A 23,554-nucleotide genomic window follows, 5' to 3' on the forward strand; every position below is an offset into this window, starting at 1 on the left:
GTGACGGACGGCTACATGCCGATGGACGGCGCGGCCTGCTGTGGCGACGACTGCTGCACGACTGGCTGGGTCGGTGCTTTGTCGGCCGTCTGCAGCGCCTGACTGCTTTGCGCCACCGGCGTGTGGACGGCTTGCGCCGTCTGCACCTGCGCGTAGTGCTTGTGCGCATCGTTCTGCACGGCGTAGGCGCGCGAGCCGTCCTCGTTGAGCACGACCTGATCGATTCGCGTCACGCCTTCGCGTTTCGCCGCCACGGTGAGCGCGGCGGCAAGGTTGTCGCTGTGCTGGTCGGGCTTTCGTCCCATGCGCGCATCGAGTTCGTACACGGCCTTTTGCGCCTGCACGTACAGCGCATGGTCGGGATGCGAGGTCTCTTCGAGGCTGGTCGTTTTGCCGGACTTCGCCTGCTGGTGGATGGCGGCGAGCGTCTTGGGTCCGGCGACGCCATCGACGGTGAGATGGTGATCGCGCTGAAACGCTTCCAGTGCCGCTTTCGTGCCGGGCCCGAAATCGCCATCGGCTTTCAGCGCATGCCCCTTGGTGTCGGTATAGCCGAGCGCGGCGAGTTCGCTCTGCAGCGTGCCGACGGCCTTGCCGTGACTTCCCGAGTGCAGTGCGCCGCTATCGTGGTGTGCGCGTGTGGGTGCCGACTGACCGATGGCTTTCAAGGCGGCCTGGATGTCCGGATCGGTTTTTTCGCTGGACGGATCGTAGATCGCGCTGCTCACTTTGCGGTTGGCCCGATCCAGCGCCTCCTTGTTCCCCGGTTGCCCATAGGCGTTGTCGTAGGCCTCGGCGATGGTGGCCGCCTTGGGGCCGTCGTAGAACCGCACGGCGGAGCGCAGGGCGTCGGCATGCTTGAGCACGTCGTCGTAGTTGCCGCCGTCTTTGAGGACTTTTTCGAAGCCGGCGATCTTGCCGGGTATCTGGTTTTCCGTTTTGGCCAGGATGCAGATCGTCTCGAAGCGCCGATCCTCCGGGATGTTCTTGCCGTACTTGTCGACGATGGCGGTGGCGTCCGCGGTGATGCTCTTGATCTGCGGATAATCGACGTTTTGATGGATCCACTGCTTGCCGTCGCTGGACGACGCCCATTGGTTGATGCTGTCGCGCGTGTGGGTGTCGATGAAGTGGATCGACGAATGTTGCCCCTGACCGTCGCCGTGCGAGAGCAGATCCTTGCGCAGTGCGGTCAGATCGCCGGTGTAGGGCAAGTTGTGCGTTTTTGCATAGGCCGAGCTCTGTTCGATGATGGCATCGACATAGGTTTTCTCGCCCGGCTTCAACGGGCGGTCGCTGGCTGAGCCCAGCGGCCGCAGCCCCTGCTGGCCGAGGTCGACTTGAATCGTGCCTATGCTGTAACCGCTGTTGGATGCCACAGCGCTCACGTCGCCCCAGTCGGCGTTTCGAACGCCGGCAACGGACAATCGATAGGAATCCGAGGGGCCGCCCTCCGTGCCTCGGCCGACCACGAAATACACCGCGCCGGCGGTGGAATCGATGTTGCGGGTGTCGATGCGATCCGTCATGGCATGCCTCCAGGCAGCGTAATTGGGTCAGAGCTGGGCCAGCGTAAGGTAACTATCCAGTGCATTGGCTCGGGTGCAGAGTCGGGCCAGCTTGTTTTCCAGCTGCTGCGCGTTCTCTGCCTGCGAGTCGCCGTAAAGTTTGGACTCGAACGCTTCATCCTTGGCGGTGGACTGCACCCAGGCACGTTCGGCGTCGATCAGTGCCGCTTTGGCGTCCGGTTTCAGGGCGCCGAGCAGGGCCTTGTACGTTTTGTTGAGGCGAGCATCCTGCACCTTCATTTCGCTGCTCATGCACGCGTCGCTGGCGAGCGCATTGTCGCCGGCCGACGTCTGGCAGGAAATATAGGCGGGCGACATGCCCTTGAGATGCGTGAGGCCGGGATCGTCGTTGCCGGACGGCGCGGCGGCAAACGCGGCAAGTGGCCCGCAGCCCATCAACAAAGTCAGAGCCAGAGCGAAAGGTTTCCTTGAGGACATGGTGTTTCTCCCGGGTTGCGCCGATGCACAGCATAAAACGCCATGGATGAAATTGGCATGTCAACGGTTTCGGACGACGACAAACGCTGGTCTGACGCGGTGTTACCCCGGCGGCAGGCCATGCCGAAAAGCGCGCATGACGGGTACACGAAACGCTCGATGCAGGTTTGTCTGCAGCTTCACGCTGGCGCGCTTATCTTGCTGGGCGGCTAAAGATGATCGGCAAAGAACGCTTGTGCGGTGGCGATCGCCATCGCGTGAGTGGTCGACTGGGGTACGTGAAACTGCTTGCAGAGCGGCTCGCGCTCCACGCCCAGCGCTGTGCAGTCGGCCAGAAAATCGTAGTGGCCCACGCCAGGCAGCACTTTCAGGGTGGCGTGCGGCAGCAACGTTGCGGCCAGCCTGCCATTGCTGGCCGGCGGCGCCACCGGATCGGCATCGCCGAGCAGAATGCCGATCGGTGTGTCCAGCGCATGCAGGCTGGACGGGGCGATCGCTTCGATGGCGCCGGGCGCCATGACGAACACGGCACGAACGTCGGGTATCGCATAGTCGTCGCCGGCATGCTTTGCCAGTGCCGCCAGCGGTGGCGTCTTCAGCGCCTGCTCTCGCGTCGCTATGGTTTGATCGGGCGCCTCGGCCTGCGGCATGCATGTCGCATCGGTGGCGTGCGAGCGGCAGAACTGGATGATGTGGTCGAGGTCGACCCGCGCGCCCGCGCTCACCAAGGCGGTGAAGCCACCCAGCGAAAAGCCGGCCACGCCGAGTCGCTGTGTATCCAGATGCGGTTTGATCTGCTTGTCGGTGATGACGGTATCGAGCGCCATGCGCAGATCGACCGCGCGCTCCCATATCAGCACGCTGCCGGCGATGGTCATCGGGTCGCGACCGTTATTGCCTGGATGATCCACCGCGATGACGACGTTGCCGGCGCGCGCCAGCGCCGTACCGAACCAGGCCATCATCCGCGCGCTGCCGCCGAAACCGTGCGAGAGCAGGATCACCGGGTGCCGGCCCGACGCGAACGGCGCGTCGGCAGCGGCACTGCCGGCGGCGAACAGGGGTTGATCCGGTGGGCCGATCGGCAGCGGTGTTTCGCGCACGCCGTCGACGGCGGGATACCACACGGTAATGCGCAGCGCGTCGCTGTGCTGCGCATCGCGAAGCGCGGCGCTTGGTAGGTGTGCCACACGATGGATTTCGCCGACGGCGCTCGCGCGTGCCGTGGTGCAAACGCCTAGCCACGCGGCAGCCAAGGCGATCAAAAGGGTACGGGCGGTCATGCGGTCCTCGTCGATGCTGATGGGTTCATGCTTGCAGGGGCAGCCAGATCTCGACATCGCCGATGCCGGTGGCATCGTCGAAGTCCGCGCTGTATTTCTCGAAATCGGGCGCGTCGGCGGCGCGAAGGCCCGAGCGCGGCAGCCAGTCGACGACGAAGGCTTGCCAGGTACGGCGGATGTCGGAAATATGGCCGCGATGCGTGGCCACGACATACTCGCGCGCCGGTAGTCGCAAGGTGCTCAACGCGGGGTCGAGACCGCTAAAGCTCGGTACGTCGACACCGGCGATGTATTCGAAGCTGCCCTCGTCGTCGCTGTTGCAGAACACGCCGAACGCGATGCCTTTCGGCGGCAGCGTCGCCGCGTGGTGCAGCGACAGCCTTTGCCACTGCGCCGGAATGCCCTGCGTAGTATCCGAGGTGTAGCGGCAGCCCAGGCCGGCGATCAGGCGAATGCCGTCGCGCGCCAGACGCGGCCGATCCAGCACGACGTTCGGGCCGTCCGGGCTGCGCCAGGGTTCGACCAGCCCAAGCTCGGCTACCGAGCCGCGCTCGCGCACGCTCGCTGGACTCAGGCCGAACTGCTCGCCGAAGGCTCGCGTGAACGCTTCATGCGAGCCGTAGCCGCTGGTGAGCGCTACCTCCAAAATATCCGGCGCACCACCGGCCAGCCTGTGCGCGGCCTCGCTCAGCCGGCGCGCGCGCAGGTAGCGCATCACCGAGCAGCCGATCATCGTCTGAAACAGCCGCGCCAAATGAAACGGCGAGACGCCGGCTACGTCGGCGATAACGCCAAGCGAAAGATCCTCGCTGTAATGGCTTTCGATGAACCAGAGCGCTTTTTCGGCAGCCGCCATCTCAGACCCGGTGGTGGAATCGACCGCTGCAGATTAATGGCAGGCGAGGGCGGCGCGTTTGATCGTTCTTGCGCCTGGAGAAAAGGCGTCGAGAATGATTTGTAAGGGTCGCTCCCGGTCGGGGTCCTGGTAATGCAGCCTGTGTTTACAACCGCTCAGTTGTCGTTGCCGTTGAGCATCGAGCCGACGATGCCGCCGAGCAGGCCGCCGCCCATACCGACCGATGCCGCCCGTCCACCGCCACCGCTGCTGGGCAGATATTCGGCGATCTGGTGCGCGAGGCGGGAGATCGGCAGGGTCTGCAACCAGACGGTGCCGGGGCCGGTGAGCGCCGCGAGAAAAATGCCGTCGCCGCCGAAGATCGCGTTCTTGATACCGGGCACCGTGGTGATCTGAAAACCGACCGACGCCTGAAACGCACCGACATGGCCCGGATGCACGCGCAAGGTTTCGCCAGGCGCCAGATTTTTCTGGATCAGCTCACCGGAAAGCTCCAGCCACGCGGTCCCGTTGCCGCCGATCTTCTGCAGCAGAAAGCCATCGCCGCCGAAGATGCCGGCACCCAGCGACTGCTGAAAGCCCACGCCGAGGGTGACCTGCGGCGTGGCGCAGAGAAAGCCGTGCCGGTGTACCAGATATTCGTTGGACGGGCTTACCGGTACCGGCACGATATGTCCTGGCACCTTGGTGGCGAACGCGACCTCGCCGGGCCGCTGCACGGCGCGGTATTCGGTCATGAAGAAACTACCACCGCCGACCGCGCGCTTGAACATGCCCATCAGCCCACCGCCGCCGCCCATCTGGGTGTGCGTGGTCATCTGGATCGATGCGGTCATCCACGACAGCTCGCCGCTCTCGGCGAACACGCTGTCGTTGGGATCGAGCTGCACTTCCAGCACGGGCATGACTGTGCCTTGGATACGGGTCTGCATGAGGCGTCCTCCTGATAGTTGGCGTTGACCGGTTGCCCCTGGCGTCGGGCGACCACCGGCAATTCGGCAATGGCTAGCGGATAGTACGCCGCTGCTGCCTCTTCTGGTCGCCGTCATTCGCTTGGGTCTCGAGAGAACGCTTGCGCCACTTGCCGCTGTGCGAACCGCTTCCGCACCTGACGGTGGTGCAGACGTCTTCGGCGCACTGTTTTTGATGCTGCTGCCTAACTGACGCCGGTGTGACCGTTCAAGACGATTTTCACCTTGCGCGCCAGCTCGGCGCGGCCGTAAGGCTTGTGGATGACGTCGAACTCGCTGCCGCGCGTATCGGTACGCTCGATGGACGAGTCGGCGTAGCCGGTGGTCAACAGTACCTTGAGACGGGGCAGGCGCTGGCAGGCCTTGCGTGCGAGCATCACGCCGTTCATGCCGCCGGGCATGATCAGGTCGGTGAAGAGCAGATCGTAGTGCGGGTTCGCATCGATGGCGTGCAACGCGTCGGTCGCATTGTTGGCGACCGTTACGCGGTAGCCGTACTCCTCCAGGATATCTCTGGCCAACACGGCCACGTCTTCGCGATCCTCCACGACAAGGACATGTTCGCGACCGCTGTGCGGCACGACCTTTTCTTTCAACACGGCCGCCGGCGAGTGCTCCAGCGCTTCGCTGGCGGGAAAGAACAGGCGCACGGAGGTTCCGACGTTTTCCTCGGAGTCGATCAGCACCGTACCGCCGGACTGGCGCACGAAGCCGTACACCATCGACAGCCCGAGGCCGGTGCCTTTGCCTTCTTCCTTCGTGGTGAAAAAAGGATCCATGACGCGCTTTTTGATTTCCAGCGGCATGCCGGCACCGTTGTCCGATAGGGCAATGACGACGTATTTGCCGGGTTTCAGATCGATACTTTCATATTTGTTGCCGTGGACGACGCTGACGTTTTCCGTCTTGATGCGTATCAGCTGATCGTCAAGCCCGGCCATCGCATCGCGTGCATTGATGACGATGTTGAGCATGGCCACTTCGCACTGCGTCGAGTCGATGCGCGCGTTCAACAGGTCGGGCGCCAGATCCAGCTCAAGCTCGGCCGATTCACCGAGTGCACGCGACATCATCTCGTGCATGTTCTCGATCAAGTGATTGACGTTGACCATGCGTCCCTCGAGCTGCTGCTTGCGCGCGAAAGCCAGCAGCTGCTTGGTCAGCGTGCCGGCGCGCTCCACCGCTTTTTGGCAGATGTCTATCTGGCGATGCAGTTTCGGCCGGTCGACGTCGGGTCGGTCGATACCGTGCCCAATGCCCTCGAGAAAGCCGGTCAGCACCTGCAGAATATTGTTGAAATCGTGCGCAATGCCGCCGGTGAGCTGGCCCAGCGCCTCCATTTTCTGCGACTGGCGCAGGGCATCTTCGGCATCGCGGCGGCGGCTGACGTCGAGCTGCGAAGCGAAGAAATAAACCAGGTTGCCCTGCTTGTCGTAGACCGGCGAAATAAACAGCGCGTTCCAGAAGGTAGAGCCGTCCTTACGATAGTTGAGAATTTCGGTGGCGTATTGGCGCCGCTGTTGCACGGCGGCGCGAATGCCCGCGACAACTTCGGCATCGGTATCCTTGCCTTGCAGAAAGCGACAGTTCTGCCCGACGATTTCATCCACCGTGTAGCCGGTCATACGCAAAAACGCCTTGTTGGCGAAGATGATCGGGTTGTCCGGCCGGTGCGGATCGGTCACCGTCATCGGCATGCGGGTGATTTCGACCGCGGCGAAAAACATGTCCTCACCCGGATGATCCATGCCGGTGTAGGAAATGGCAGCGGCGGGCGAGGTGGGCTCCGGGAAATCGGGTGGCTTGACGTCGGTCGATTCGATCATGGATGGGCTCTGGCTTTGATTCGTCGATTTGAAAAGAGTTGACCTGTGCGGCAAGGCAAGGCTCGCCGGCGAGAGATCGCCTCTAACCGTTTGCACCCGATATTTCGACACCATCCATGCCGCACAAGGCGGGCGTCACGCGGCGTGGATGTTTCCACCCCCTTCCCGTTAAGCTCGGTGAAGAAAACGTGCCTGCAGGAAAAACCGCTGGCCGCCATTCGAACGGCGCCAGCAAGCCGATGGGCCTCAATCAAAGGAGTTGTTCGATGGAGCTAGCGACGATCGACGGTTCCTGCCACTGCGGTTCGGTGCGATGGCATCTCGACCACACGCCCGACAGCGCCACGGCGTGCAATTGCACGGTCTGCCGCCGTTACGGCGTGCTCTGGGCTTACGGTCACGAGAACGACGGCGTGCGAATCTCGGGGAACACGCGGGCTTACTGGCGCGGCGGCGGGATCGAGTTTCATTTCTGCGCGGTGTGCGGCGGCGTGGCCTACTGGCGCGGTCGCGAGACGGACGCGACGGGGCAGCGTCGGATCGGTGTCAATCTGCGCATGGCCGAGCCCGCATCGGTGGCGCCCATTCCCATCGAGCACCTCGACGGGCTGGACACGTTCGAGCCCCTGCCGCGCGATGGTCGCTGTGTCGGTGACTATTGGTTCTAGCGCAAGCGATTCCGCCATGCGTGCATCTCGGCGCGCGTTACCGGCTGCTAATCTGCGCGCATGATCAACGCACGCCGTTCCACCATGATTGGACGACTCGGCATCGCCTTTTTTGCGCTTGGCCTGCTGGCCTTGAGCGGGTGCGCCACCACGGCGCCGCCGCGCAACAGCCAGAGCATTTGCCAGGTTTTCGATCAGTACCCGAGCTGGTATCGCGATGCTCTCGCAGCACAGAAGCGGTGGGGCACGCCGGTGAATGTGCTGATGGCCTTTGTCCAGCGGGAATCCGATTTCCGCGGCAAGGCGCGCCCGGATCGACCGCACTTTCTTTTTATTCCGCTACCGCGCCGGTCCAGCGCCTATGGTTATGCGCAGGCGCAGGATCCGGTATGGAAGGAGTATCGGAGGGAAAACAGCGGCTGGTTCAAGAGCCGCAAAAACATGAACAACTCGCTCGATTTCCTCGGCTGGTACACCGACCGCATCCATCGCGAGCTGGCCATCTCGAAGTGGGATCCGAAGAATCTCTACCTTGCTTATCATGAGGGTATCGGCGGTTATCGCAGCGGCCAGTGGAAGCACGATGCCCACCTGCTGCAGACTGCCGACGTCGTCGACAACCTGGCGCGAGCGTACGGTGCGCAGCTGCGGCAGTGCAGGCAGTGAGAAAGAACGATCGGAGCGCGCGTTTCCTCAGTGAGCCGTTTTTAGGCTTCTATAGGATTTCACTCTACGTTTGAAACGAAACGAAGCGGCATCCCGATCGTTCTGTGCATGCTCGCGGCTCCTTTGTTGCCGCCCAGTCCGGTACTCGCCGAAAAAGTGTCGGAGATCGGCATCGATCGCTCCGGATTGAGCAGGCAGGACGAAGCCACGCGAGAAAAGACGCTAAACGATATTCGTACGCTTCATGCCATTTGGTTTCGTGACGGACCGACCTCCGGCTCGCCGCAGCGTCGATCTGTGGGAAGGAGTGCCGGACGGGTTCGCCGGCTCGATGGGTCGACTGGATGGCGCGGGTCAGGCACTAGCCGCTATCGCTGCTTTTCTGTCCGGGCCCATGGCCGCTTTCCATGTCTCAGCTAGCGTCTGTTATCTGCGCTATGCCTCAGGCACCCACGACCCATGAGGTCAATGCCTGCCACGGCGGCAATGCCGGCAGCACGAAGATTCCGACAATCATCAGCACGTACAGTGCCAGGCCCCACCGCGTGGCCCAATGGACGCGGCGTGTCGTTGCCAGATCGTAAGCGGCGAGGGCGAGCGGAAAGGCGGTGAGAACTGCCGTGGTCATCAGGATCGAGTTCATAAAGGCGAACGGCCAGCGATCGACCGCAGGCGCCAGTATTGCGATGGTGGCAAACAGCATTAGCCGCTTGTGCGCTGCCGGTTCCTTGCGCTTGCGCAGGGCCCATGTCACCAGAATGGCGAAGGCAATCAGCTGTAACAGATCGCCGGCGAAAAACACCGACGGTTGTATGCGTGGCACCGCGTTGCGACGAAGCGCCAATACCAGAGTCACAAAGCCGGCAATCACCATCAGCGGCGCCATCACAGCACCAAGCACGCCGAGTTGGCGATGCCAGCGCGTGTGTCCGCTGGCGACCAGCGTGATTTGCACGGCGAGCAGCAGCACCCAGCCGACGAACAGTGCGCCGTGTATATGCACCATTACGCTCGGCAGATGAGCAAAAATCAGCCCGGCCCGAAAATAGCTGTTCTCAAACCCGATATAGACGGCTGCGGCGACAGCCAGCGCCATCGCCCCGAAAAAAACGTGATCCCGCCTCCGCCCCGAAACGACGTTCAGCATGACATTCCCCTGGCTACCCCGGTTTGAGAAATAGTAGTTCAGATATTTGTCGTTCGCAGCGTATGCGCAAACGCCAGCTATGCCAGCCGAGTCACGCGAAAGGGTTCCCCGGTTTTGACGTCCAATTACTTGCGCCGGAATGACGAACTTTTTACGGGAATCCCCGCAAAGGATGTGCTCCTTTTACGCACCTGCCTGTAATTTCTTGCGACACCCACCGCGCCGAGATGGATCGGGCATTTGTCCGCCACGTTCGGCGCCACGCTGGATCGCTGATGAAAAAACCCCTTTTTATCCTTACAGCGGCACTGTTCCTTCAGAGTACCCCTATCGTCCACGCCCAAAGCGCCGACACCACGCCCATTTGCACCGACCGTCCGACCAAGGCCAACGCGACCTGCACCGTACCGCAGGGCAGCTGGCAGCTGGAAACCGATATCGGTAACACCACGCACGATCAGCATGGTGGTGTGAGCACCGATACCCTCTATTACCTCAATCCCTATTTCAAATATGGCTTAAACGATCATCAGGACATTGAGATCAACTGGGCGCCAGCCATCCGCGTGCGTACCAAGGACGATGGTCGGAACCGCAGCGTTTCCGGTGCCGGCGATGTCTACGTGCGGCTGAAGTCGCGGTTGTTCAGCGACGACACGGTCAGCATGTCGCTGATTCCCTTTATCAAGGCGCCTACCGCATCGCACGATCTGGGCAACGATCGTTGGGAGGGCGGCCTGGCGGCGCCGATCGGCGTTGCATTGCCGCGAGGTTTTTCACTGACGTTGGGACCGGAGCTCGATCTGCTGGCCGATAGCGATGGTCACGGCCATCATGCTGCCGTGACCGGCCTAGTCAACGTGGCGCATCCGCTAACCAGTCGATTGAGCCTCGCTGTCGAGCTATGGGCACAGGACAATCGCGACCCGGCCGGCACCATCCGCCAGCGATCGGCCGACGCGGCGTTGATTTTTCTGGTGAACCCGACACTGCAGCTGGACGTCGGTGCCAATTTCGGCCTCAACCGCAGCACGCCGGATAGCCAGATTTACCTTGGGCTGTCGCATCGGTTCTAGCGCTGGTGGTAGCGCGCGAGGTGGCCAAAACGCCTGCGCGCAAGCGCCGAACAAAGCTCTGCGCGTCATGAGTGCCAGCGCCGCGTTTACCGCGATAACGGTGTCGCGCTTCGCTGTTGCTGCGCTTCCGGCGCGTTCTGCATGGCAGTCGGAGCTTGCGCTTGCGCCTGCTGCTGGTTAACGCGTGCCATGGTGGCGGTGCTCTGCACGATGGACGTCTGAACCGCTAGCGCGGTGTCCACCGGGTGCGCGATCTGTCGGGCAGGTGATCCAGGATCGCCCTGAACGGCGAAGGCTCGACCGCCGTCCTCGCTCAATACCACGTGATCGATGTGTTTCAGGCCGCTGCTGCGCGCGGCTACGGCAACAGCGGCAGACAGGTTGTCGCTTTTCTGATCCGGCGTATGGCCGATCTGTGCATCGACTCTGTGCACGGCGTTTCGCGCCTGCAGATAGAGCGGGTGGTCGGGATGCGCAGGCTGGTCGAGCCGCGCTGGCGCGGCTACGGGTGCACTAACGCTCGCGCGCGCTGCTTCCGTTTGCCGAGTGGCATCGAGTTCATCGCGCAGATTGCCGCTTGCGGTATTCGTACCCCACAGAGTGCCGGGTGTGCTCCACTGCCCATCGACCGCTCGCGTATAGGTATGCCCGTCCGATGCTTGCACGATGTTGTTGGACGTTTTCAGCGCGTGAGTTACCGCGTCGGGCATGGCGCCGTATTGATTCCAGCCGTACTGGGCGTAAGCAGCCTGGTAGCGTTGGGCCATCCCTTGCGGTGAGGTAGCGATATTCTCGGCAATGGTTTGCCGCGCTGCCTGATCGAGCTGCGCCGCCCGCATGGGGTTGGCGGTTTCCACGCGCGTGCCGGCCATGCCGTGTTCGAGTATTTGATCGGTCAGCTCGCGCGTCCACGCATGCGTCTGCGCATCGCGCGTCCAGGGCGCATTTCTCGCGCTCGGCGCATCCCCGGCAGCGGCCGGTTGCGCGTAGGGATCTTTTGGCGTGGCGGGGTTGGCCAGCGCCACCTGCACCGCGGTGCTCGACGCCTGAAAATTGAGCTGATTGGAAAGCGCCGCATCGGCGGTCAGCGTGCGGTGCTGTTCCTGACGCGTCCAGCCCTGGGCCGGCTGCTGCGGATCATATCGCCAAGTGCTGCCTTGACTGTCAGATTGGTTATAGATGCGATGATGATCGATCGCATCGGCGATCTTGCTGCCACCAATCGCGCCAGCGATGCCACCAACGGCACCCGTGGCAAGCAGGCCTGGGCCCGATTCCACGCCCAGCGCCGCGCCGGTGGCCGCGCCAAGCTCCGCGCCCGCGAGCATGCCGAGATTTCGACCGCCAAAATGCAGAATCTCCGATTGGCCGCCGACACGGTTGCCTGCATGCAGCAGATCAGCCGTACGTTGCCCCGTAGCGGTGGCATCGTAGATCACGGCAGCCGCGCCCAGCGCGCCGAGCCCCCTGCTGGCTGCACTGGACGATAGCCCTGCGCCGGCACTGCGCTCGGCCTGCACGGCGAGGCTGTTGTCCAGGCTCTTCAGGTAGGTGGGTTCGCTATACAGCCCGCGATGCGGCACCAGATACTGCTCGGCTCCGCCGGGCTTGGCTACTAAGCCGCCGAGTTCGGACGTCGGGGCGATGTGGCTGACGAACACCTCGGTCGGCGCCTTGGGTTTGATTTGATAGACGTCGTAACGCGCTGCTTCGCTCTGGATTGGCAGGCCGAAACGATCGGAGAGATTGTGGCCTTGATGCAGCGCGTCTTCGAACGCCGATTGCTTGGCGAAAAACGGCGAGTATGGCGACACCGTGCTGCCCGTCGGCACGATCTTCACTAGCGGCTCGCTGTTGAGTTCCATGCGCGGAAGTTCGCGGCCGGAGATGATCTGGCTAACGGCGCGATCGGTTATTTTCGATGCCGAGCTAGTGGGGTCGGCTTGTACCAGCCGCTGCAGATAGATCTGGCCATCCGAGGTTTTCAGATAGCTTTTTGCCGCCTCCTCACTCACGCCCTGTGTAACGAACGTTTCGCTTCGGCTGATGGCGGCGGCATGTTGCTGTCGCAGGTCGTCGGGAGTGATGCCCTCAGTCATGAGCTTTCGCTCCGTCGATCATGGCCTGAACACTGGCAATGATGTCGTTCTCCTCCTCGTCGCGCCCCCCGCGCATCTGCGCGGAGAATTCCGAATACGCCTCGTCGACGTCCGGATCTTTATACGGTGTGTAGAGGCCATCGCCAAAGTTATAGTTGCCCGGAATATTCCTTCGATCGACGGGCTTCAGCACTTGTCCTGCCTTGGCCGCTTCGATAAGCGGCAGCAAAGCACGAAGGAGGCTCTGCACGTCCTCACTATCGGGATATTGCTTGAGCGTCCACTCCAGATGCTCTGCACTCGCCTGGAGCTTTGCCGGGTCGATGGACTGGGTCATGGCCTGATTTCCTGAGTCGATTGCGTGGATGAGCGAAAGGCCCGCATCCGATCAGGCCCAAGCGTCTTTCCTCGCGGGTTTCGTTCGGTGAAGCCGTCCTTCATTTCGGACATGAAGCTGTTGTGGGTGCCTTTTCGATAGAAGAGCCACGAGATGCGCTGAACACCAGCGGCGATGTTTTGGACCGCGGGAAACGGCGTAATTGCCTCAGACGTTGTGCGCGATCGCTCAACGAAAAAAAGGTTTAGCGAGTTCGACGCTGGCACAAAAACAGCTGCAGTTTCGCCGGAGCCAATCACATTTTTGGCAGTATCACCCGGATAAAAAACGAGGCGCATGAACAGGCTCTCCGTGCGTTCAAAGCGAAATTCAACTTAGCACCGGTGGCGTCGATCGCGCAAACGTCTGCACCAACACGAGATAGGCGAACGAATGGAGCCGCAAGAGCAGCGAGCGATGAAACGATCGCCTGCTGGGTTTACGTGCGTGTAAGACGCGACGATAGAGCGCCGGCAATCAACTCGTTGTGTCGCGCATCACGTGCAGCACGCGGTTGGCGATCAGGTCGCCGGTTTCTTCGCCGTACTTGCGCATATGGTCGGTCGCCGCATGCGCATCGAGCGCCGCCACGCTGGACCACTTTTCAACAACGATATACGTGTCGGGGCCGATGGCTTCACGCGCACCGTCGAGCCCTGCGTCATTGTCGATGATGGGCCGGTATTCGATGCAGCCGTCTTCGGTGTGCACGATCGGCACCACGGCGAGAAAGCGTTCCAGCAGCTCGGCGCGGCGGCCGGGTTTGGCCGTGATGATGGCAATAACGTGGATCATTTCGTTTGCTCCTGAGCGGGAAGGGCAACCTAGCAGGGCGGTCATTCAATTGGAGTGAGGTTTATCGGTCGGTGCGGCGTTTGGGATGATTGCCTGCCGTCGATTCGAGGCCTGCGTCCAGTGCTAGAGTGATGCGATTGTCGTCACTTGAAAGCGAGCCGCGCAATGAGTAGTACCGAAGCCCCTTATTCCATCGGCACACCGGGACGTCCCTGGGGCGAGGCTGAGGTTGCGTTATGGCTGTCACGGCAAGTCGTCCAGCGCAGCTATGCCGCGGATGTGGTCAGCGTGATCGATACCTTTCGCTCTCGCTTCGATGTATCCGAGTACGGCCGGATCGACTACGCGCCGGACAGCTATCCGCTGTTCGCCATCCGCAGCCGCGACTGGAACGATGCGCTACCCGTGGTACTGGTCACCGGTGGCGTGCACGGTTATGAAACCAGCGGCGTGCACGGCGCGCTGCAGTTTGTCGATCGGCAGATGGCGAACTACGCCGGCCGGGTCAATATTTTGGTGGCGCCATGCATCAGTCCCTGGGCCTACGAACGCATTCACCGCTGGAACGCCGACGCGCTCGATCCGAACCGTTCGTTTCGCGCCGATAGTCCCGCACAGGAGTCGGCCGCATTGATGCGACTGGTCGAGCCCATCCGCGCTCGCGCCTTGATGCATATCGACCTGCATGAAACCACCGATACCGACGAGTCCGAGTTTCGGCCGGCCTTGGCCGCACGCGACGGCATCCATTACGAGCCCGACGATATTCCGGACGGCTTCTATCTGGTGGACGACAGCGAAAACCCGCAGCCCGCGTTTCAACAGGCGGTGATTGCCGCGGTTGCCAAAGTCACCCATATCGCGCCGGCCGATGAGCGCGGCGAAATCATCGGTTCGCCGATGGTCGCGCCGGGGGTCATCGAGTACTCGCTGAAAAAACTCGGCCTGTGTGCCCGCGTCACTGACGCCCCCTATGTCACCACCACCGAGGTCTATCCCGACAGCCCTCGCGCCACGCCCGAGCAGTGCAACGCCGCGCAGGTGGCGGCGGTGTGTGCGGCGATCGATTTTGTGTTGGCAGAAGTCGCTAGTGCCTGAGTTGAGCTGAAGTGGCCAAACGCCATCAATGCAGGTGAGAGCTCAGCTTTCGACTTGGGGTGTAAAGATAAAGGACGATAAACAGCTGCGCCATGCTAGATTCCCCGGTACTACAAGGATGCGTTCCACAGGGGAGCACAATGACTTTTAGAGATATGTCCAAGCGGGCATTTTTGCTCGTCGTTGTCTTGTCGTTGGCTGGATGCGCAACTGCTTACCAATCGAAGGGAATGACGGGCGGGTTTAGCGAAACAGATCTTGGTCCAACGAGCTTCAAGATTGCCTTCAGCGGCAACGGCTTCACCAGTGCGGAGCGCGCGTCAGACTTCGCCATGTTGCGCGCCGCCGACAAATCCATTGAAGATGGCTGCAATTATTTCGGCGTAATGAATGAGGCCGATGGCGGTTCCACCAGTTCAGTCACGATCGCAAATGCCGGGTACGGTAGGCACGGAGCGTGGGGGAGCGCTTTCACTACGCCGATATTCAAGCCGAACAGCATGCTTTTGATTAGGTGTTTTGCTGTTCAGCCACCAGGTGCCGAATTGTTCGACGCGCATTACATCGCACATTCCATTCGCACTAAATACCAGATACCGGATAGCTCAGGGCACACGACACGAACTGCTGCCGTTACATCTCAGGCGGGACCGGTCATCGTCACCGCCGCCGCACAGATTGCGGCGCCTGCCGCAAATATTGCGCAACAGGTGTTGGCAGCTCAAAGCCTTTCCACAGGTCAGGGATGCGGTGATGTCAGTGCAAACCCAGACGGTACATTCCAGGCGTCCTGTCCCGCGGGCACGATGATTATCGAGTGCAGTGGGACATCGTGCCGGCCCGTGCGAATGAAGGTCGATTGAAAATCGTAAATGCGGTGCCGTGCCATTCGCCTGCTTCAAGTCATAGGCGAGGGGGTTGCGCGTACTGCGGAAGTGCTAGTCGTGTCGCGAAGTTAACAAATCAAGCCTCGTGCGTTGCAGGCATCTCAGTGGAAGAAAGGCTGTCCGCCACGATGTCGTGCACTTGTTTCGCGAGCGCCTTGCGGTCGGTGCCGGGCACAATGGCGATGGGTTCGTGGAAGGTCACGCGCACCCGCGCGCCGGTTGCGCGAAAAAACCGGCTGACGTGCGGGCCGGCTTCCATGCCGCCGTGGAAGGCGTAGCCGTCGCGATCGCCGCCGGCTGATAATGCGCGGCCATCCACGGATACGACGTCGAGCGTAAACGGCTGCAGCTGCCACGCCTGTGCGGCGGCCTGTGGACCGAGGAAGGGCGCGAGCAGGCTGGACTTAAAGGGCGCGACCTGCTCGCCGGATGAGGTGGTGCCTTCGGGGAACAACACCAGGTCGTGATCGGGGCGCATCTGCGCGGCAATAGCGGTCGCCACGCTGGCGGTGTCCTGCCGGCGCCGGCTGATGAACACCGTCTGCCCCAGGCCGCCGATAAAGCGTACGCCGGGCCAGCTTTCCATGTCGTCCTTGGCGATAAAGCGCGCGCGCAGAATGCTTCCCAGCAGCACGATGTCGTAATGCGAAATGTGGTTGCCGACAAAGAGCGTGCCGCCTGTTTCGCGCGGTGCGCCGACGATCTCCAACTGCAGACCCATCGCGCGGCGCAGGCAGACGAACCACAGCCGCGGCAGCACAAACGCGACGCGCCCGCGGGTAAAACGCATGAGCAGCCACTGTGGCGGCATCAGCACCGCGCTCGCCAGCAGGATCGCGGCGATCTTGATGCCTGCGCGCAGTGAGGCAAAAGCGTTGCCGGGGGCAGGGCGTGCGGGGTCGATGCTCATGCGGGAGATACGTGTTGTCGAGGGGCGGCGGATGCGCGCAAAGGAACCACGCACGGGTCGCCCATTGTCCCTGAAGCGGACACCTAAAACGAAACGGGTCGCGATCACTGCTTCTGTCGAAGCAAACCTAGCCCGGGGTCGTCGATGGTGCATTTATGCCGGCGCGGGTCCCGCCAGATATTCCTTGGACGTCTCGTCGATCAGCTGCGGCGCGTTCAACGAGCGCGGATAGCCGATGAATGGCAGGCTGTGCGCGTGGGAATGCGAGAAGGGTAATTATGCCTCGAACGTGCGCGCCGAAGGCCGGCTTACTTTCAGTAGAGTCCGGTAGATACTGGAGGCGTGCTGGCCCACCGGTGTCCGCCGTTTCCGGGCTATCACCTGTATTACCCCAGCCGTAGTCAACCGTCGTGGGCGTTTTCGCTGCTGCTGGAGGCACTGCGTCAGCGTGTTTGGCGGTGACAGCCCATGGCATTGCGTGCCTGACGCCGCGGCTCATGTTTTGAGCACGCCGCGCGCAAAGGACTATGCTGGCCCTCTTACCCAGGCTCAGAGGCATCCGTCATGAGCAACGTCGCCGGCAAGACCAGCAACGGCTATACCTACGAAGGCGACCACCACCCGGGCAGCTCCGGCCGGGTCAACTGGACGGCAACGTATCGATTGAAAGGCGAGTTTGCCGGCATACGCCACGGGCTGGTGCACGACATGCTCGGCATTTCCACCGACGGCGTCGACAGCGCGGTGAAAAGCGATATCGAATCTGTTTGGACGGATGCGGCCTGACCGGCTGCCGCTTTCACCCGTTCCAGTCACGCTAGTCGCTCGCGCCCGTACTCGTGAAAAGGCCTGCCGAAGCGCTTCGTACGCGTCGGCAGGTCGGTTTCACTGCATACCGGCTTTGGCCGGCAGCATGTTTTACGGGGTCTGGACAACCTTCTTCAGATTGTCCAGGCCGGCCTGGTACACCCCGCCGATCACCTTCGTTGCGGTAGCGTCATTGGCGTCGTCGGCCGGCTTGGGGCCGATGTCCTTGCGCTTGAACGTGCCCGACCAGGTGACCTTGGCGCTGTCCTTGCCGACGGCGATGACTCGGAAGGTAGACGTATATGAGGTCACCGGCAGCACGCCATCGAGGATGACGTATTTGAACTGGTGGCCCTGCTCGTTGAAAGCGATCAGCTTTTCGTGGACCTTGCCGCCATCGCTCAGCGTGAGCTGGCGTTCCGCGCCGGGCTGGTTGTCGGTACCGGCAACGATCTCGTCCTTGGCCACGGCCGGGTGCCAGGTATTGAGGCCGCTGAAGTCCTTGGCTTTGGCCCACACCGCATCCGGCGTGGCGTGGATGACCACGCTTTTGCTGACCTTGAGCACCGGCGCAGCAGCCAGGCCGATACCGGGCAGCGCCACGAGCGCGACAAACGCAATCTTGTGAAATCTTTTCATGAAAGACGACCCCTTTGATTGGTGGACGCCGGAGCGCGGGGCGACCCTGCCGATCCCGGGAGCCGGACTGGCCGAATCTGACACAAAGATTCGGCGTAGGCTTGCCGCGTTGCAGCGGCTTTGCATCGGCGCGGGAAAACACATCAGATCGGAGTGTGAGCCGATCAGTGGCGATCGATCAGTTTGGCAATCACGACATTGAGCGAAGTCGAACCCTTGCGCACATGCGCGTCATCCGACTCGAAGCGAATCCATCCCTCGTTGAAGCCGTCGATCATCTGGGCGCGCGGCGTCGGGTTCTTCATGCCTTGGCGCGTGAACTCGTCGATCCAGCCATCCCGCGGAACGACTTCGGCTTTGACATGATGACCCAGTACTTCAGCGAACGCCGCAGCCAGTTGGTTCGGTGTGACGCGCTGCGGGCCTTCCAGTTCGACGATTCGGGTACCCGTCCAGGTTTCCAGCAGCAGTGCAGCGGCAAGCATGCCAACGTCCTGGGTGGCAACCATAGGAAACGCCCGGTCCAGCGGCTGCAGATAGCTGCGCAGCACGCCTTCCTTTCGCGCTGCCGCTACATCCCACAATGCGTTCTCCATAAACCAGCCGGCGCGCAGAAAAGCCACGGGCAGCGGCAATTCGGAAAAACTCGTTTCCATCATGCCCAGCAGATTGAGCAGATTGGGCTGGACTGCCTGGGCACCGATGGTGGAAAGACAAACGATGCGCGGGGGTTTGGCGGCCTCCAATGCGGCACGTAGCGAGGCCAGCATCGCTCTGCCTTCGGTAAAGCCGGGGCTGGGGTCGAATATCGGTGGCAACAGTACGAAAACGCCATCGACACCCTGAAAGGCTTTAGTGAGCGCAGCGACATCGTTGACGTCGGCAACGGCGATCTCGCAGCCGCGCGATTTCCAGCTTTCGGCCTTTGCCGCATCGCGCACGACTGCACGAACCTTGAGACCTTGCGTCAGTAGGGTGTTGGCGACGGCGCTGCCGACCTGGCCAGTGATTCCGGTAATGGCATACATGGTGATGATCCTTGGTTATGGTGAAGCAGGATCGGAGGGGCTGGCGCGCTTGTCCTCCGGCTGCGGGCAAGATTAGCGATCGGGATGTCTTGACTGAAGATCACTTTTTTCAGATCTTTCATGACTGAAAATCAGGAGTGATGACGATGGCCTTCGATGGAAAAATGCTCGCCAATCTGGGCGTGCTGGCGGCGGTCGTGGAGTCGGGCAACTTCGCCCGTGCGTCGGATGCGCTGGGCATGACGTCCTCCGGCGTCAGTCGCGCCATCAGCCGCATGGAAGGGCGGCTCGGTATACGGCTGCTGCATCGGACCACGCGCTCGATCACGCTGACCGACGAAGGCCAGCGCTTCTACGCCGAGGTACAGCCGCTGCTCGTGGGCATCGAGGAGGCGGCGTCGCACGCGGGCAGCGCGTCGGCGTCGGTGCGCGGCCGTCTGCGGATCAATGCGGACCCTTTGTTTTCACGGGAAGTGCTGGCGCCGAAATTGCGGGCGTTCATGGCGCGTCATCCGAAGCTGGAAATCGAGCTGATCACCCGCGACGAGCTGGGCGACATGATCGGCGACGGCATCGACGTCGCGGTGCGCTTCGGCGTTCCGCCATCGTCATCGCTGGTGGCAAGGCTGTTGCTGGAGACGCGCATCATCACGGTGGCGTCGCCGGCGTATCTGAAAAAGCACGGACACCCCAGGACGCCTGCCGAGATCGCCAGCCACACGTGTATCCAGTTTCGCGACTCGCAGACGCGCCGAGCGTTCGACTGGGAGTTTTGCAAGGGCCGCAGGGTGGTGCCGGTAACGACGCATGGCCCGCTGCTGGTTACCGATGCGGGAACCCTGATCAGCGCCTGCGTTGCCGGCGCGGGGCTGGCGCAGATGATGTCGCTGGGCGTGGTGCAGGATCTGATCGCCAGAAAAAAATTAGTGCAGGTGCTGCCGGACTGGGCCGACGAGCGCTTTCCGCTATATGCCTTCTATCCCTCGCGCCATCATCCGGCAGGCAAGGTGCGGGCCTTCATCGATTTCTGCCTGGAGATACTGACCTGACGCCGCGTGTGCGATGTTGAAAAAAATACAGACGGCGTCGGCCGCTTGTGCAAATAATCACCGCTTATCGATTCGCCTTTCATTCGGGACTTCATGACTACCAACGCAACTACTGGCTCGAAGACGTTTTTCGGCGAACCCAGAGCATTGGCCTTTCTCAGCTTTACCGAGGCGTGGGAGCGGTTTTCGTATTACGGCATGACCTCGATCCTGGTGCTCTATATGAGTCAGGCGCTGCTGCTGCCGGGGCATGTCGAGGGCATCGTCGGCTTCACGGCGTTTCGGGCCGGGCTGGAGTCGGTGTTCGGACCGATGACGACGTTGGGCCTGGCCTCGCAGATCATGGGGCTGTACACCGGCTTCGTTTATTTCACGCCGGTGCTGGGCGGCTGGGTGGCCGATCGCTGGTTGGGTCGGCGGCTGGCGGTCATGATCGGCGCGATGATGATGAGCGTGGGCCAGTGGGCGATGGCTTTCGACGCCTCGTTTCTCATGGCGCTGCTGCTGCTCGTGGCCGGCTGCGGTTTGCTGAAGGGCAATATTTCCACCCAGGTCGGCGAGCTTTACGCCGAAACGGACGGCGAGGGCCGCACGCGTGCGTTCGCGATCTTCTCCATCGGCATCAACGTCGGCGCGGTGGTCGGTCCCCTGTTGTGCGGTCTGCTGGCGCAGCTTTACGGCTGGCATGCGGGTTTCGCGCTGGCCGGCACTCTGATGCTGATCGGCCTGTTCACCTATATCGCCGGCTTCCGCTATCTGCCGAAGGATCGGCCGCGCGCCGGTCAGCGCGAGAAAACGTCACTGACGGCGCGCGAGTGGCGCGTGGTCGGCGCGCTGGCGGTAGTGGCCGCTATCACCATTTTCCAATCCGTCGGTTATTACCAGAACACCAACCTGGCGCTGGTGTGGATCGATCGCAGCGTCGATCTGAATTTCCTCGGCTTCCACGTGCCGGTGGCCTGGTTCAATTCGATCGATCCGCTGTCCAGCATTGTTTTTGTACCCGTGCTGTTCGCCCTTTGGCGATTTCAGGCGGCGCGTGGCAGCGAACCGGATGACCTGGGCAAGATCGCCACGGGCGCCTGGGTGACGGCGGCAGCGAATGCGCTGCTGGCGGTGTCGTGCCTGCTCAGCGCGCGCACGCCGGTGCTGGTGCCGGTGATTTACGACATCCTGCTCGGCATCGGTTTCCTCTACTACTGGCCGACCCTGCTCGCGCTGGTGTCGCGAGCGGCGCCCGCGTCGATCAAGGCAACCCTGATGGGCGCCGTGTTTCTAAGCCTTTTTACCGGCAATTTCATCATCGGCTGGATCGGCGGCTTCTACGAGCACATGACGCCGGCCGGCTTCTGGTCCATGCACGCCGGCATCGCGGCGGTCGGCGGTGTGCTGGCCATCGCGCTCAGTCGTCCGTTGAAGCGGATGCTGGCGGTGGACTGAATCGACGTCCAGACGTCTTCTCGATCAACCGAGAGCTTTTAATACCTCGATGAATGCCTTCAGTCCCGGCGGCACGTGGCGATGGCCGGGATAGTAGAGAAACAGGCCGGGGATCGAAGGGCACCAGTCGTCCAGTACGGTTACCAGATCGCCACGTTCGATCCACGGCGCAGCGGAGTGCGCCGAAACATAGGCGATGCCGAGCCCCTTCGCCGCGGCCTCGGCCATCAGTTCCACGTGATCGAGCGTGAGTGCGCCGGGAACGTCGACCGTGATTTCCTGGGCGCGTTTGGCAAACTCCCAGCGAAACATTTTGCCGCTGGCCAGGCGAAAGCGGATGCATTCGTGCTGCTTGAGGTCGTCGGGCGTCTTCGGCTTTTTGCGGCTGGCGAGATAATTGGGCGAGGCGACAGCGACAAAGCGAACCGGGCCGCCGAAACGCACGCCGATCATGTCCTGCGGTATCGCTTCGCCGAGCCGGATGCCGGCGTCATAGCCGTCGGCGACGATATCGACAAGGCGTCCTTCGGTGACCAGGTCCAGCTTCATCTGCGGATGTCGTGTGAGGAAGGTCGGTACGACCTGTTGCAGGAGCAGGCGGGCGGCGATCTCGCTGGTGTTGATGCGCAAGGTACCGCTGGGGCGGTCGCGAAAATCGTCCACTTCCGCCAGCGCCAGGTCGAGGTCGCGCAGCACCGGCTGCAGCCTTGCAACGAGGCGTTCGCCCGCTTCGGTCGCCGATACGCTGCGGGTGGTCCGGTGCAGCAGACGCACGCCCATGCTGGCTTCGAGCGTACGCATCATGTGGCTGAGTGTGGATGGCGCCACGCCGAGTTCGTCCGCCGCCTTGCGAAAACTGCGGTGGCTGACGATGGCGGCAAAGGCGGCGAGGTCGCTGAGCGCGGGCCGGCTATTCATGGCTTATTTTCACTGGCTCATGCGGGATTGTGCGGATAGTAACAAGAGTGATCCGGGACTACGTTGGATGGCAGACACCCCGCGCTCCTGCGGCTCCGATCGAGGCTATCCCCGTGACCACTTCTTCCACTTGGCTTATCACCGGCACCTCGTCGGGCTTCGGCCGCGCGATGACCGAAAAATTGCTCGCCCGCGGCGATCGCGTGGCGGCCACTCTGCGCAAGGCCGATGCGCTGGATGATCTGAAGGCCGAGCATGGCGAGCGCCTGTGGGTCGCCGAACTCGATGTGACGGATACGGCAGCGGTGCATCGGGTCGTGGATCAGGCGTTTGCGGACTTCGGCCGCATCGACGTGGTCGTCAACAACGCGGGCTACGGCCTGTTCGGTGCCGCCGAAGAAGTCAGCGATGAACAGATTCGCCATCAGATCGACACCAACGTGATCGGCTCGATCCAGGTCATTCGGGCCGCGCTGCCGCATCTGCGCGCGCAGGGCGGTGGCCGCATTCTTCAGGTGTCGTCCGAAGGCGGACAGGTGACGTATCCGGTCTTCAGCCTGTATCACGCCAGCAAGTGGGCGATCGAGGGCTTTGTCGAGAGCGTGGCGCAGGAGGTCGCCCCGTTCGGAATCGAGTTCACTATCGCCGAACCGGGCGCGGCCAGAACGCGTTTCGGCGACGGTTTGGTGCAGCCCGCGCCGATGCCGGTGTATGAAGCCTCACTGGTGGGTGACGTGCGTCGTGCCGTGATGAGCGGCAATCTGGAAGATTTCGGTGCCATGGGCGACCCCGACAAGATCGCCCAGGCGATGATCGATTCGGCAAGCCTTAGTCCCGCACCGCGGCGGCTTGCGATGGGCAGTTCGACCTATGCCCATATTCGTGAGGCGCTGACGACCCGTCTCGCCGAGCTCGAAGCGTTGAAAGACATCACGCTGTCGACGGACGAGACGGCATAGCAGCAAGGCAAAGGGAATCCGCCCACGAAGGGAAGGTCGGCGGCGAGTCG

At 62.2% G+C, this 23,554-nt stretch carries 24 protein-coding genes and 1 pseudogene; 10 read left to right on the forward strand and 15 right to left on the reverse strand.

Annotated features, from left to right (window positions below):
• Positions 1-11: 11 nt before the first annotated feature.
• From HDE76_RS18000 to HDE76_RS18025, 6 genes are all read right to left on the reverse strand, one after another.
• Positions 12-1,529 (reverse strand): peptidoglycan-binding domain-containing protein, encoded by a 1,518-nt coding sequence (locus HDE76_RS18000; RefSeq protein ID WP_184509586.1) that lies wholly within the window; start codon positions 1,527-1,529, stop codon positions 12-14.
• A gap of 27 nt (positions 1,530-1,556) precedes the next feature.
• Positions 1,557-2,006, reverse strand: a complete 450-nt coding sequence (locus HDE76_RS18005) for a lysozyme inhibitor LprI family protein (protein WP_184509589.1) — start codon at positions 2,004-2,006, stop codon at positions 1,557-1,559.
• Positions 2,007-2,215: 209 nt separating this feature from the next.
• The gene (locus HDE76_RS18010; protein WP_255481668.1) at positions 2,216-3,289 is read right to left on the reverse strand and encodes an alpha/beta hydrolase; all 1,074 of its coding nucleotides are present in this window, start codon (positions 3,287-3,289) and stop codon (positions 2,216-2,218) included.
• 25 nt (positions 3,290-3,314) lie between these two features.
• On the reverse strand, positions 3,315-4,145 hold the full coding sequence (locus HDE76_RS18015) for an AraC family transcriptional regulator (RefSeq protein WP_184509592.1): 831 nt from the start codon (positions 4,143-4,145) through the stop codon (positions 3,315-3,317).
• 155 nt (positions 4,146-4,300) lie between these two features.
• Positions 4,301-5,077: a TIGR00266 family protein gene (locus HDE76_RS18020; protein ID WP_184509594.1), complete on the reverse strand. Its 777-nt coding sequence runs from the start codon at positions 5,075-5,077 to the stop codon at positions 4,301-4,303.
• Between the two features lie 224 nt (positions 5,078-5,301).
• A complete protein-coding gene (locus tag HDE76_RS18025) occupies positions 5,302-6,942 on the reverse strand; it encodes a histidine kinase famiy protein (RefSeq protein ID WP_304624929.1) in 1,641 nt (546 codons plus the stop codon).
• Between the two features lie 116 nt (positions 6,943-7,058).
• Here HDE76_RS18025 and HDE76_RS18030 point away from each other — a divergent pair, with 116 nt between their 5' ends.
• Both HDE76_RS18030 and HDE76_RS18035 read left to right on the forward strand, forming a co-directional pair.
• Positions 7,059-7,610 (forward strand): GFA family protein, encoded by a 552-nt coding sequence (locus HDE76_RS18030; protein ID WP_255481669.1) that lies wholly within the window; start codon positions 7,059-7,061, stop codon positions 7,608-7,610.
• Positions 7,611-7,670: 60 nt separating this feature from the next.
• Positions 7,671-8,276: a hypothetical protein gene (locus HDE76_RS18035; protein WP_221262474.1), complete on the forward strand. Its 606-nt coding sequence runs from the start codon at positions 7,671-7,673 to the stop codon at positions 8,274-8,276.
• 442 nt (positions 8,277-8,718) lie between these two features.
• On the opposite strand, the gene HDE76_RS18040 is transcribed toward HDE76_RS18035, so the two are convergent.
• On the reverse strand, positions 8,719-9,423 hold the full coding sequence (locus HDE76_RS18040) for a hypothetical protein (RefSeq protein WP_184509597.1): 705 nt from the start codon (positions 9,421-9,423) through the stop codon (positions 8,719-8,721).
• A gap of 275 nt (positions 9,424-9,698) precedes the next feature.
• On the opposite strand from HDE76_RS18040, the gene HDE76_RS18045 reads away from it, so the two are divergent.
• A complete protein-coding gene (locus HDE76_RS18045; protein WP_184509599.1) occupies positions 9,699-10,499 on the forward strand; it encodes a transporter in 801 nt (266 codons plus the stop codon).
• 86 nt (positions 10,500-10,585) lie between these two features.
• Here the strand turns inward: HDE76_RS18045 and HDE76_RS18050 are convergent, their stop codons facing one another.
• The 4 genes from HDE76_RS18050 to HDE76_RS18065 form a co-directional block, all read right to left on the reverse strand.
• On the reverse strand, positions 10,586-12,598 hold the full coding sequence (locus HDE76_RS18050) for an XVIPCD domain-containing protein (protein ID WP_184509601.1): 2,013 nt from the start codon (positions 12,596-12,598) through the stop codon (positions 10,586-10,588).
• Positions 12,591-12,935, reverse strand: a complete 345-nt coding sequence (locus HDE76_RS18055) for a hypothetical protein (RefSeq protein WP_184509604.1) — start codon at positions 12,933-12,935, stop codon at positions 12,591-12,593. Before HDE76_RS18055 ends, HDE76_RS18050 begins: the two co-directional genes overlap by 8 nt.
• Positions 12,932-13,273, reverse strand: coding sequence for a hypothetical protein (locus tag HDE76_RS18060; RefSeq protein ID WP_184509606.1), 342 nt, complete (start codon positions 13,271-13,273; stop codon positions 12,932-12,934). The genes HDE76_RS18055 and HDE76_RS18060 overlap by 4 nt, the downstream gene beginning before the upstream one ends.
• 178 nt (positions 13,274-13,451) lie before the next feature.
• On the reverse strand, positions 13,452-13,769 hold the full coding sequence (locus tag HDE76_RS18065; protein ID WP_184509608.1) for a putative quinol monooxygenase: 318 nt from the start codon (positions 13,767-13,769) through the stop codon (positions 13,452-13,454).
• 165 nt (positions 13,770-13,934) lie between these two features.
• On the opposite strand from HDE76_RS18065, the gene HDE76_RS18070 reads away from it, so the two are divergent.
• Positions 13,935-14,867 (forward strand): M14 family metallocarboxypeptidase, encoded by a 933-nt coding sequence (locus tag HDE76_RS18070; RefSeq protein ID WP_184509610.1) that lies wholly within the window; start codon positions 13,935-13,937, stop codon positions 14,865-14,867.
• A 140-nt stretch (positions 14,868-15,007) separates the two neighbouring features.
• On the forward strand, positions 15,008-15,730 hold the full coding sequence (locus HDE76_RS18075) for a hypothetical protein (RefSeq protein WP_184509612.1): 723 nt from the start codon (positions 15,008-15,010) through the stop codon (positions 15,728-15,730).
• Between the two features lie 100 nt (positions 15,731-15,830).
• Here HDE76_RS18075 and HDE76_RS18080 read toward each other — a convergent pair whose 3' ends face one another.
• Positions 15,831-16,664: a lysophospholipid acyltransferase family protein gene (locus HDE76_RS18080; protein ID WP_255481670.1), complete on the reverse strand. Its 834-nt coding sequence runs from the start codon at positions 16,662-16,664 to the stop codon at positions 15,831-15,833.
• A gap of 357 nt (positions 16,665-17,021) precedes the next feature.
• On the opposite strand from HDE76_RS18080, the pseudogene HDE76_RS20840 reads away from it, so the two are divergent.
• Both HDE76_RS20840 and HDE76_RS18085 read left to right on the forward strand, forming a co-directional pair.
• Positions 17,022-17,126: pseudogene (locus tag HDE76_RS20840) on the forward strand (LysR family transcriptional regulator); the annotation flags it as partial.
• Between the two features lie 102 nt (positions 17,127-17,228).
• Positions 17,229-17,450, forward strand: a complete 222-nt coding sequence (locus HDE76_RS18085) for a TonB-dependent receptor (RefSeq protein ID WP_179481379.1) — start codon at positions 17,229-17,231, stop codon at positions 17,448-17,450.
• 132 nt (positions 17,451-17,582) lie between these two features.
• Here the strand turns inward: HDE76_RS18085 and HDE76_RS18090 are convergent, their stop codons facing one another.
• Entirely contained in the window at positions 17,583-18,110 is a 528-nt protein-coding gene (locus HDE76_RS18090; RefSeq protein WP_184509614.1) for an SRPBCC family protein, read from the reverse strand.
• Positions 18,111-18,274: 164 nt separating this feature from the next.
• Positions 18,275-19,138: an NmrA family NAD(P)-binding protein gene (locus HDE76_RS18095; protein ID WP_184509616.1), complete on the reverse strand. Its 864-nt coding sequence runs from the start codon at positions 19,136-19,138 to the stop codon at positions 18,275-18,277.
• A 146-nt stretch (positions 19,139-19,284) separates the two neighbouring features.
• Between HDE76_RS18095 and HDE76_RS18100 the strand changes: the two genes are divergently transcribed.
• Together HDE76_RS18100 and HDE76_RS18105 are read left to right on the forward strand one after the other, a co-directional pair.
• The gene (locus HDE76_RS18100; protein WP_184509618.1) at positions 19,285-20,187 is read left to right on the forward strand and encodes a LysR family transcriptional regulator; all 903 of its coding nucleotides are present in this window, start codon (positions 19,285-19,287) and stop codon (positions 20,185-20,187) included.
• A gap of 93 nt (positions 20,188-20,280) precedes the next feature.
• Positions 20,281-21,627, forward strand: coding sequence for a peptide MFS transporter (locus tag HDE76_RS18105; protein WP_184509620.1), 1,347 nt, complete (start codon positions 20,281-20,283; stop codon positions 21,625-21,627).
• A gap of 24 nt (positions 21,628-21,651) precedes the next feature.
• Here the strand turns inward: HDE76_RS18105 and HDE76_RS18110 are convergent, their stop codons facing one another.
• Positions 21,652-22,545 carry a LysR family transcriptional regulator gene (locus HDE76_RS18110; protein ID WP_184509622.1) on the reverse strand — a complete coding sequence of 298 codons (894 nt, stop codon included), beginning with the start codon at positions 22,543-22,545 and terminating at the stop codon, positions 21,652-21,654.
• Between the two features lie 113 nt (positions 22,546-22,658).
• Here HDE76_RS18110 and HDE76_RS18115 point away from each other — a divergent pair, with 113 nt between their 5' ends.
• Positions 22,659-23,504 carry an SDR family oxidoreductase gene (locus HDE76_RS18115; RefSeq protein WP_179481367.1) on the forward strand — a complete coding sequence of 282 codons (846 nt, stop codon included), beginning with the start codon at positions 22,659-22,661 and terminating at the stop codon, positions 23,502-23,504.
• Positions 23,505-23,554 lie beyond the last annotated feature (50 nt).

It is taken from the genome of Rhodanobacter sp. ANJX3 (assembly GCF_014200755.1).
Taxonomy (GTDB): domain Bacteria; phylum Pseudomonadota; class Gammaproteobacteria; order Xanthomonadales; family Rhodanobacteraceae; genus Rhodanobacter.

Coding starts and splice junctions, on each gene's coding strand:
- HDE76_RS18000 (WP_184509586.1), bottom strand. CDS start 1,529: ATGACGGATCGCATCGACACCCGCAACATCGATTCCACCGCCGGCGCG.
- HDE76_RS18005 (WP_184509589.1), bottom strand. CDS start 2,006: ATGTCCTCAAGGAAACCTTTCGCTCTGGCTCTGACTTTGTTGATGGGC.
- HDE76_RS18010 (WP_255481668.1), bottom strand. CDS start 3,289: ATGACCGCCCGTACCCTTTTGATCGCCTTGGCTGCCGCGTGGCTAGGC.
- HDE76_RS18015 (WP_184509592.1), bottom strand. CDS start 4,145: ATGGCGGCTGCCGAAAAAGCGCTCTGGTTCATCGAAAGCCATTACAGC.
- HDE76_RS18020 (WP_184509594.1), bottom strand. CDS start 5,077: ATGCAGACCCGTATCCAAGGCACAGTCATGCCCGTGCTGGAAGTGCAG.
- HDE76_RS18025 (WP_304624929.1), bottom strand. CDS start 6,942: ATGATCGAATCGACCGACGTCAAGCCACCCGATTTCCCGGAGCCCACC.
- HDE76_RS18030 (WP_255481669.1), top strand. CDS start 7,059: ATGCCGCACAAGGCGGGCGTCACGCGGCGTGGATGTTTCCACCCCCTT.
- HDE76_RS18035 (WP_221262474.1), top strand. CDS start 7,671: ATGATCAACGCACGCCGTTCCACCATGATTGGACGACTCGGCATCGCC.
- HDE76_RS18040 (WP_184509597.1), bottom strand. CDS start 9,423: ATGCTGAACGTCGTTTCGGGGCGGAGGCGGGATCACGTTTTTTTCGGG.
- HDE76_RS18045 (WP_184509599.1), top strand. CDS start 9,699: ATGAAAAAACCCCTTTTTATCCTTACAGCGGCACTGTTCCTTCAGAGT.
- HDE76_RS18050 (WP_184509601.1), bottom strand. CDS start 12,598: ATGACTGAGGGCATCACTCCCGACGACCTGCGACAGCAACATGCCGCC.
- HDE76_RS18055 (WP_184509604.1), bottom strand. CDS start 12,935: ATGACCCAGTCCATCGACCCGGCAAAGCTCCAGGCGAGTGCAGAGCAT.
- HDE76_RS18060 (WP_184509606.1), bottom strand. CDS start 13,273: ATGCGCCTCGTTTTTTATCCGGGTGATACTGCCAAAAATGTGATTGGC.
- HDE76_RS18065 (WP_184509608.1), bottom strand. CDS start 13,769: ATGATCCACGTTATTGCCATCATCACGGCCAAACCCGGCCGCCGCGCC.
- HDE76_RS18070 (WP_184509610.1), top strand. CDS start 13,935: ATGAGTAGTACCGAAGCCCCTTATTCCATCGGCACACCGGGACGTCCC.
- HDE76_RS18075 (WP_184509612.1), top strand. CDS start 15,008: ATGACTTTTAGAGATATGTCCAAGCGGGCATTTTTGCTCGTCGTTGTC.
- HDE76_RS18080 (WP_255481670.1), bottom strand. CDS start 16,664: ATGAGCATCGACCCCGCACGCCCTGCCCCCGGCAACGCTTTTGCCTCA.
- HDE76_RS18085 (WP_179481379.1), top strand. CDS start 17,229: ATGAGCAACGTCGCCGGCAAGACCAGCAACGGCTATACCTACGAAGGC.
- HDE76_RS18090 (WP_184509614.1), bottom strand. CDS start 18,110: ATGAAAAGATTTCACAAGATTGCGTTTGTCGCGCTCGTGGCGCTGCCC.
- HDE76_RS18095 (WP_184509616.1), bottom strand. CDS start 19,138: ATGTATGCCATTACCGGAATCACTGGCCAGGTCGGCAGCGCCGTCGCC.
- HDE76_RS18100 (WP_184509618.1), top strand. CDS start 19,285: ATGGCCTTCGATGGAAAAATGCTCGCCAATCTGGGCGTGCTGGCGGCG.
- HDE76_RS18105 (WP_184509620.1), top strand. CDS start 20,281: ATGACTACCAACGCAACTACTGGCTCGAAGACGTTTTTCGGCGAACCC.
- HDE76_RS18110 (WP_184509622.1), bottom strand. CDS start 22,545: ATGAATAGCCGGCCCGCGCTCAGCGACCTCGCCGCCTTTGCCGCCATC.